The organism is Ruminococcus hominis, from assembly GCF_014287355.1.
Lineage (GTDB): Bacteria > Bacillota > Clostridia > Lachnospirales > Lachnospiraceae > Schaedlerella > Schaedlerella hominis.
Map to the genome: position 1 here is coordinate 3435207 of NZ_JACOPE010000001.1, position 9020 is coordinate 3444226.

Genomic DNA, 9020 nt, shown 5'->3' on the forward strand with positions numbered 1-9020 from the left:
GAAGTTTCACAAAAATGTTTCACGTGAAACATTTTGCAATTTATTAATTTATTTTTTCATCTGGAAAAGGTTTTATCCATTCTCATTTTGTAGTATAATAGATATGATTTTACAACTGTAAATTCAAAAAGTAAAAATCCAAATACACTATTTCAAAATGTCAGGAGGTTGATTTTTTTGAGTTTTAAAAAGAAATTTTTAACTTTATCTGCAATAACAGCTGGTACATTAAGTGCACTTCATATATTTAATCGATTCATATATCATATTTCTACTATAGATAATATTCTTGCCAAGAATGGTGAGAATTATTACGATTGGACTTACGGCCGCATTTTTTATACAAAAGAAGGCTCCGGTTCTCCGATTTTGTTAGTTCATGATTTAAATGTCTGTAGTTCTTCTTACGAATGGAATAAGATAAAAAATGATCTTGCAAAGACAAATACTGTATACACTATTGATTTGCTTGGTTGCGGATTGTCTGAAAAGCCAAATTTGACTTATACAAATTATTTGTATGTACAGTTACTGACAGATTTTATTAAAAATGTCATTGGCGAAAAAACAGATATTATATCCACCGGTCATTCCGCATCTATCGCATTGATGACTTGTGCAAATGATGATACTGTTATTGATCGTATTTTATTGATTAATCCTGAGAGTATTATTGATGCTTCAAAAACACCAAAGCATTATAATAAAGTGTTAAAATATATTCTCTGCACTCCTATAATCGGAACGTTTATTTACAATTTATTAGTAAGTAAAGATCGTATTGAAGAGAATTTTATGACTGATTATTTCTATGATCATTGTAAATTCAAGAAGAGGGATTTAGCCGCATATGTAGAAGCATCTCAGTCTGAGAAATCTCACGGAAGATATTTATACGCTAATATTTGTTCTAATTTTACAAATGCAAATGTATTAAACTGTCTGTCAAAAATTGACAATAGTATCTTTATTATTGTAGGAAATGGCAATCCAGAATATAGTCTTGCAGCAAGCCAGTATCAAAATCAATTACCTGCAATTGAAATTTGTGAGATTAATAAGACAAAATATCTGCCACAGCTTGAAGCTCCAACAGATGTATTAGAAAACATTAAGATTTATTTTGATTTAACCGCATAAACTATTTAAGGACGGAGTTAATGGCTTTTTCTGAATGAAAAAGCCATTAACTCCGTCCCTTTTGGTTTAACTCAGTGGTTCTTTAGATGGTAATCCTGCTTTTCTCGGATATTTTTTCTTTGTCATTTCCAATTTATCAATCTCCACAAAAGATCTTCCGATCTCTGTTCCAGGCAATTGGAATTTAACAACATCTCTTACGTTTCCGCCTAATATTTTAACAGCCTTCTTCGCCTGCTTTAATTCGTCTTCTATCTCTCCACTTTTATATGGAATAAATGCTCCGCCTACTTTTACATATGGAATACAGTACTCACTCAATATAGAGAGATTTGCAACCGCTCTCGACACGCAAAGATCAAATTGTTCTCTATATTCTGCTTTTTTTGCATAGTCCTCGGCTCTTCCATGAAGTGTCTCTATATCTTTCAACCCCAGTTCTTCTATTACTGTATTTAAGAATTTCACTCTTTTTTGCAATGAATCTAACAATACAACCTTCAAATGTGGAAATGCAATTTTCAATGGCAATCCTGGAAATCCTGCCCCTGTTCCTATATCTATCACTGTATTTACATTCTGAATATCAATCGCTTTTACAATTGCCAGACTATCTACGAAATGCTTTTCATTTACTTCATCATATTCTGTAATTCCGGTGAGATTCATCACCTTATTCCACTCTACAAGTAATTCATAATATCTATGAAATTGCTCTTTTTGCACCTCATTCAACTGGATATTAAGTTGTTGCAATTGTTGTTCAAACTTATTCTCCATTTATATGCCTCTCACTTTCTTTTGCTTTAACACGTTAATTCGTTAAATTTATTTTACTTTCTTTCCAAATATACAAGCAATACAGACACATCTGCAGGAGATACTCCTGAAATTCGGGACGCCTGACCGATGGAGGACGGACGCATTTCATTCAATTTCTGTTTTGCCTCAATACGAAGACTCTGAATCTCATCATAATTAATATCTTCTGGTATAAGCTTGCTCTCAAGTTTCTTAAACTGCTCTACCTGACGCTGTTGACGTTTAATATATCCATCATATTTAATATTAATATTAACCTGCTCTACAACATCATAGTCCAATTCTGGTCTGTTTGGATCTACCGGTGCAAGAGCTTCATAATTCAGTTCTGGTCTTCGAATCAATTCTGCCATCGTTGTTCCAGAAGTCAGCGGCGTACTTTCATGCTGTTTCAATAAATTTTGTACAGCTTCTGAAGTTCCTAAATTAATATGTTCAACACGCTCTATTTCTTTCTGGATGAGTTCTTCTTTTCTAAGCAGTTTCTGGTATCTTTCTTCTGAAATCAAACCAATCTCATAGCCTTTTTTAGTCAATCTTAAATCTGCATTATCCTGACGCAATAACAAACGATATTCGGCTCTTGACGTCATCATTCGATATGGTTCATGACTTTCTTTTGTTACCAGATCATCAATCAAAACGCCTATATAACCTTCTGAACGGTCAATCACAATACCTTCTTTTCCCTGCAATTTTCTTGCCGCATTAATGCCCGCAATCAACCCCTGTGCTGCTGCTTCTTCATATCCGGAACTTCCGTTAAACTGTCCGCCACTAAAAAGCCCCTCTACGGCTTTGAATTCCAGCGTATTTTTCAATTGTCTGGCATCGATGCAGTCATACTCGATTGCGTATGCATTTCGCACGATTTTGGCGTTTTCAAGGCCTGGAACACTTCTATACATTGCATACTGTACATCTTCCGGTAATGAACTTGACATTCCACCGACATACATCTCATTTGTCTCCAGTCCTTCCGGTTCAATAAAGACCTGATGACGGTTTTTATCTGCGAATTTGACAACCTTATCTTCAATGGATGGGCAATATCTCGGTCCTGTTCCTTCAATCATTCCTGAATACAGTGGAGAACGGCTCAAATTATTTCTTATAATCTCATGTGTCTTCTCATTTGTATAAGTCAGCCAGCAGGAAACCTGATCTATCTGAACGTCTTCCGGGTTTGTTGTAAAGGAAAATGGTACTACTCTCTCATCGCCTTTCTGCTCTTCCATCTTACTGAAATCAATTGTTCTTTTATCAATTCTCGCAGGAGTTCCTGTCTTAAAACGATACATTTTGATACCCAGCGACTTCAAACTATCTGTCAGGTAATTTGCAGGCTGGAGTCCATTTGGTCCTGTCTGTGTACTTACTTCTCCATAAATACATCTTGCTTTCAAATATGTTCCTGTACATAATACAACCGCACGACAACGATAAATAGCACCGGAATAGGTTTGTACTCCTGTTATCTTTCCATCCTCTGTCAAAATATCTGTCACTTCCATCTGACGGATATCTAAGTTTTCCTGATTCTGTAATACCATTCTCATCGTTCTACTGTAATTTGCTTTGTCAGCTTGCGCTCTAAGCGAATGTACTGCCGGCCCTTTTGATTGATTCAACATTTTAGACTGAATAAATGTCTTATCAATTACCTTTCCCATCTCACCGCCAAGTGCATCTAGTTCTCGCACCAGATGTCCCTTTGAGCTTCCACCGATATTAGGATTACAAGGCATCATTGCAATACTGTCAACACTCACCGTAAACATCACTGTTTTAAATCCTAAACGAGCCGTCGCAAGTGCTGCTTCACAACCTGCATGTCCTGCTCCGACAACCGCAACATCATAATAATCTTTATTTTCCCATACAGAATTTGCTGAATATTTCATTGACCAAATCTTCTCCTATCGTTTCTCCTGTAATACTTCCAAGTGCCTCATATGCATCCATCAGATCGATGGAATAAAAATCTTCCGGCATCCCCATCTCAATGCTTTCTTTCACTTTTTTCAATGAATTATATGCATCCTGAAGTGCCGATTTTTGTCTCATATTTGTAATATATACTTCATCGTTAAATGAAATCTCACCTTGCAAAAACATCTTTTTTAATAGATTTTCAAAATCTCTGATTCCCTGTTCTTCCTTCGCAGATATTTCAATCATCGGAATATTTTTGCACGCCCCGCCAATTTCTTTATGAAGCTGTTGTTCAAGATTTTCCTTTGAAATGAGTACGTTCAGGTCCATTTTATTTAATAAGATGACCGCCTTTTTACCTGCAATGATTTTCATGATTTCTATATCATTTTCATCAAGTTCACGTGATGCATCTACAACATAGATAATTAAATCTGCCTGCTCTGCATATTCTTTTGCTTTATCTACACCGATTTTTTCTACCTTATCTTCCGTCTCACGTATTCCTGCTGTATCAATCACATTTAAATTCAGCCCCTGAATCTGAATCTGTTCCTCCAGCACATCTCGCGTTGTTCCTTCTATATCTGTTACAATTGCACGTTCTCTTCCTGAAAGAACATTTAAAAGAGACGATTTTCCGGCATTTGGCTTTCCGAGAATAACTGTCTGAATTCCTTCCTTCATGATTCTTCCATTTTCCGAAGAATCAATCAAATCTTTTAATTCTTCCGACAATGTTTCCACAACACCTTCCAACTGCTCCCCATAACCATCAACACTAATATGTTCCGGGTCGTCCAATGCGGTTTCAATAAATGCCGTATGATAAATAATCTGCTTTCGAATCTCTTCTATCTTTTTCTTTACACTGCCCTTTAACTGGCTCATAGAACTCTTCAGTGCATATTCATTTTTTGCAGTAATTACATCAATCACTGCTTCTGCCTGAGAAAGATCCATCTTTCCATTTAAGAAAGCTCTCTTTGTAAATTCTCCGGGTTCTGCCGGTCTTGCCCCATTTCGAAGTACTGTATCTAATACTCTTTTTACCACATAAACGCCGCCATGACAATTAATTTCAACAGTATCTTCACCGGTAAATGTTCTTGGCGCCCGCATAATACTGACAAGCACTTCATCTATCGTCTCTTTTCCATCCACTATATACCCATAATGTATGGTGTGTGACTGCACTTTTGACAACACTTCTTTTCCCTTATATATTTTATCTATTACCTGAAATGCTTCTTCTCCACTAATTCGGACAATCCCGATTCCTGAATTCGACATTCCTGTAGAAATCGCTGCAATCGTCTCTTTACTATACATCGCAATTCTCCTCTTAAACAAAAGGAACGATTCACACTTCACGAAATTATTCCGTGAAGCGTAAACCGTCCTCTATCACCTACATCACTATTTTTTCAATGTGACAACTACTTTTCTATAAGGTTCTTCCCCTTCACTATGTGTTGTTACATAAGGATCATTCTGGAGTGCAGAATGAATAATTCTTCTCTCATAAGGATTCATTGGCTCTAATGCTACAGGTCTTCTATTTCTCTTTACCTTATGTGCAATATTTTTAGCAAGGTGTTTCAAAGTTTCTTCTCTTCTTGCACGATAGTTTTCTGTATCAAGCTTTACTCTTACATAACCGCTCTGATGCTTATTTGCAACACGGTTTGCAAGATATTGCAGAGAATCCAGTGTCTGACCACGTTTTCCAATTAAAATACCCATATTCGGGCCGGACATATTGATACTAAGAGATCCATCTTCATCAATATCCAATGCAATCTCCACTTCCATACCCATGGCTTTTAATGTGTCTTTCAAAAATGTCGAAACAGCTTCTTTTGTTTCATCTGTTACTTCAGCCAGTTCTACTTCTCTTTTTACTGGAGCATCATTTTTGATTTCTTCTTTTTTCTCTACTTTTTCTGTAGTCTGTTTTGGCTTTTCATCATGTTCGATCTCAGCCTTTACTTCTTCAACAATTTTCTCTTCTGCTTTCACTTCTTCTGCTGCTACTTGCTGAATCTCTTTTTTAACTTCCTCTACAATTTCAGTTTCCTGCTTCTCTTCCACTTTTCTTCTAGCTTCGATCACAGCCTGTTTCATCCCGATTCCTAAAAATCCGGCACTTCCTTTTTCAATTACCTCATACTCAAGTTTATCACTTGTAATTCCGAGCTGAATGGATGCCTCTGTAATTGCATCTTCAACTGTTTTTGCTGAAACTCTGATACTACCGTTCATCCCGAATCCATCCTTTCTCCAACAATCCGAAATCACTCATTCCCTTCGAAATTGCGATTCGTCTACCCTATCCTATTTCTCATTCTTGTTATCGCCAGAATTATTGCCATTAAATCTGCTTACCATATTGGCTTTTGAAGCAAGACTTCCTGCTTTCGCATTTTTATTATAGCTGGCAGCCTTCTCCAATTTTTCCTGTCTTTCTTTTTCTGACATAGTAGAAGTTTTCTTATGCTCTACATTCTTTGTACTTGTAGTTGCCATCTTATTTAATTCTTTAGCAGATGTACCCTTTTTCTCACGTTTTTTTGCAGCTTTTTCCTGATTTTCTTTGATCATATCATCCAAAGATTTTGTCTGTAAATATTTGTTGATTGCTACCTGCTGTACACATCTTACAACTGCACTGACTGCCCAGTACAAACCAAGACCTGCAGGAAGTGTAAATCCAAGAAATACTGAGAACAATGGCATTGTATAAGTCATTGTCTTCATAGATGCTGCCATCTGATTATTCTCATCCATTGCTGGCTGTGGCTGGAGTTTAACACTGATAAACTGTGCAAGACCTGCCATGATTGGAATGATTACAGCAAGAATAATTCCAACAATTGAAAATGGATGTAATGAATTTGTAAGCATTGTCATTGGTGTCTCACCAATATTAATTCCAAGGAAATTGTTCAAATGTCCCATTGTCTTTGTAGTAGCATCTACTACAGTTTCAATAGAAGGCATCTTATCTACCAATGTATTCCATGTAGAATCCTGGAATTTATACAATACCTGAACCAATGTGTCGGCTTTTGAATAATCATATGCAGTTGCACTCATTAATACCGGTTTTGCAGCGCCGATTGTCTCCATAATTTTCTGGAATCCATCTACCTGCATAATCTGGTCTACGACCGGCATATATGCTGCTTTTACACCATCAACATATTTTGGAATATTCTGAATGACAGGATACAACGCAAATAAAATCGGCATCTGGATCAACATCGGAAGACATCCGCCTGTTGGGGATACACCGTATTTTTCATAAACAATCTGTAATTCTTCCTGTTGTTTCAACATGGAAGCCTGATCTTTTTTATTTGCATATTTTTTCTGAATTTTCTGAATTTCAGGGTTCATTACCGCTGACATCTTTGACCACTTCTGCTGTTTTACAGTAAGTGGAATCATCAGCGTATAAATAATAATTGTAAATATAATAATACAAACACCGATATTCTGTACTCCGAATACGCTATCCATAATATTATAGATTCCATTCATCAATTTTCCAAGCAACCATGCTATCTGATGAATGATTGGCCAGTCACCATAACCGGCAGCCAATACTCCGTACATATTTTTTCCTCCTTAAGGTACTGGATCATATCCACCTTTTGCAAATGGATTGCAACGCAAAATTCTCCATGCAGTTAGCAGTCCACCTTTTAATACACCATACTTCTCAATGGCCTCAATTCCATATTGAGAACACGTAGGAGTATAAATGCAATGGTATCTCATCTTCATAGGTGAAAGATATTTTTGATAGAATCGAATCATACTGATACAAATCTTCTTCATCTGCGTCACATTCCTCTTATTTTTTCTACTGTTTAACTACAATTTTTTTAGTATTCTAAACAGTCTTATATATTTTATGAAGCTTTCCCAAATGGATGAGTGCACTTTCCATTTCTTTATACGTGACATCTTTTGCACTCTGTCTTGCTATTACCACTAAATCATATCCTCTTTGGAAACATTCTTCTTGAAGTCGATAGCTCTCTCTTATCAATCTTGTAAGGTGATGTCTTACAACACTGTTCCCTACTTTTTTACTTACAGAAATTCCAATTCTGTTTTTCTCTGTCTGATTTTCCATAATATATAGAACCAGATACTTATTTGCATAAGATTTTCCCTGTCGATAAACAGTCTGAAAATCTTTATTCTTTTTCAATGATTCGGAAAATTTCATAATTATTTCCTTTTCGAATTAAAGTCCTCATACGTTTCCACGTATCTCTTCTAAAAATTCAAGTCGAACGTCTATTACTCACCACCTGAAGAGGTTGGAGTCTTCTCGACTGAGATAAATCTGTATAGAAGAAAAGGCCACAAAATTGCGGCCTAAGCTGATAACTGTTTTCTTCCTTTTGCTCTTCTGGCAGCTAATACTTTTCTTCCGCCTGCTGTGCTCATTCTTGCTCTGAATCCATGAACCTTAGATCTAGATCTTTTCTTTGGCTGAAATGTCATTTTCATTCTGAATACACCTCCCTTTGTGTGATATAGTTCTTCAGGAATCTCTTAAGTATTCCTGACAATATCAAGTTCATCACTATAATATAGTATATAGTTTCTACAGTTTCAGTTCTTTCTTATATATAAATCCAGAAAGACACTGCTCTTAATTATATTCAAAAAACAGCTCTAAGTCAAGCAAATCCTGCCATATTTCTCGCTTTCTTCTAAATATTTTTCATTTTTTTCGTTATTCACATTTGTGGAAAACTCATTTTTTACATAGTTGTGCTACTTCAAGTGAATACTCGCCCCTATATCTTGTGTTTTAGAAGCAGTTATCCACGATTTTTCACAAAGTTATCCACATGGGGTGGATAACTTTGTGAATTTCTGTGAAAAACCTGTGTATAACTACAAAATAACTTGTTGAAAAATATTTTTTTCACAAAAAAAGTCTTATTTTTCAACTTTTTTCACGTGTTGAAAGTGTTTATAAGAGTTATTCACATCTTTTTTCATTGCTTATGTGGATATTTTGATGTACACTATAAAAGTAAAAGTCTCTCTAACGAACAGATTTGGAGATATTATATGGATTAGGAGTACGATTG

9 protein-coding genes are annotated in these 9020 nt (G+C 35.8%); 1 reads left to right on the plus strand and 8 read right to left on the minus strand.

Features of this window, described 5'->3' with window-relative positions:
• The first annotated feature begins 177 nt into the window (after positions 1 to 177).
• The gene (locus H8S40_RS15810; protein WP_118738067.1) at positions 178 to 1140 is read left to right on the plus strand and encodes an alpha/beta fold hydrolase; all 963 of its coding nucleotides are present in this window, start codon (positions 178 to 180) and stop codon (positions 1138 to 1140) included.
• A 66-nt stretch (positions 1141 to 1206) separates the two neighbouring features.
• On the opposite strand, the gene rsmG is transcribed toward H8S40_RS15810, so the two are convergent.
• From rsmG to rpmH, 8 genes are all read right to left on the minus strand, one after another.
• The gene (gene rsmG / locus H8S40_RS15815) at positions 1207 to 1920 is read right to left on the minus strand and encodes a 16S rRNA (guanine(527)-N(7))-methyltransferase RsmG (protein WP_186865591.1); all 714 of its coding nucleotides are present in this window, start codon (positions 1918 to 1920) and stop codon (positions 1207 to 1209) included.
• A gap of 53 nt (positions 1921 to 1973) precedes the next feature.
• Positions 1974 to 3866 carry a tRNA uridine-5-carboxymethylaminomethyl(34) synthesis enzyme MnmG gene (gene mnmG, locus H8S40_RS15820; protein WP_186865592.1) on the minus strand — a complete coding sequence of 631 codons (1893 nt, stop codon included), beginning with the start codon at positions 3864 to 3866 and terminating at the stop codon, positions 1974 to 1976.
• Positions 3832 to 5229, minus strand: coding sequence for a tRNA uridine-5-carboxymethylaminomethyl(34) synthesis GTPase MnmE (gene mnmE / locus H8S40_RS15825; protein WP_118738069.1), 1398 nt, complete (start codon positions 5227 to 5229; stop codon positions 3832 to 3834). The genes mnmG and mnmE overlap by 35 nt, the downstream gene beginning before the upstream one ends.
• Before the next feature lie 87 nt (positions 5230 to 5316).
• Positions 5317 to 6162, minus strand: a complete 846-nt coding sequence (gene jag, locus H8S40_RS15830) for an RNA-binding cell elongation regulator Jag/EloR (RefSeq protein WP_117990338.1) — start codon at positions 6160 to 6162, stop codon at positions 5317 to 5319.
• A gap of 72 nt (positions 6163 to 6234) precedes the next feature.
• A complete protein-coding gene (locus H8S40_RS15835; protein ID WP_186865593.1) occupies positions 6235 to 7518 on the minus strand; it encodes a YidC/Oxa1 family membrane protein insertase in 1284 nt (427 codons plus the stop codon).
• A 12-nt stretch (positions 7519 to 7530) separates the two neighbouring features.
• Entirely contained in the window at positions 7531 to 7743 is a 213-nt protein-coding gene (gene yidD / locus H8S40_RS15840) for a membrane protein insertion efficiency factor YidD (RefSeq protein WP_022074913.1), read from the minus strand.
• Positions 7744 to 7798: 55 nt separating this feature from the next.
• Positions 7799 to 8140, minus strand: a complete 342-nt coding sequence (gene rnpA / locus H8S40_RS15845; RefSeq protein ID WP_022074914.1) for a ribonuclease P protein component — start codon at positions 8138 to 8140, stop codon at positions 7799 to 7801.
• Between the two features lie 152 nt (positions 8141 to 8292).
• The gene (rpmH, locus tag H8S40_RS15850) at positions 8293 to 8427 is read right to left on the minus strand and encodes a 50S ribosomal protein L34 (RefSeq protein ID WP_004613283.1); all 135 of its coding nucleotides are present in this window, start codon (positions 8425 to 8427) and stop codon (positions 8293 to 8295) included.
• Between the last annotated feature and the right edge of the window lie 593 nt (positions 8428 to 9020).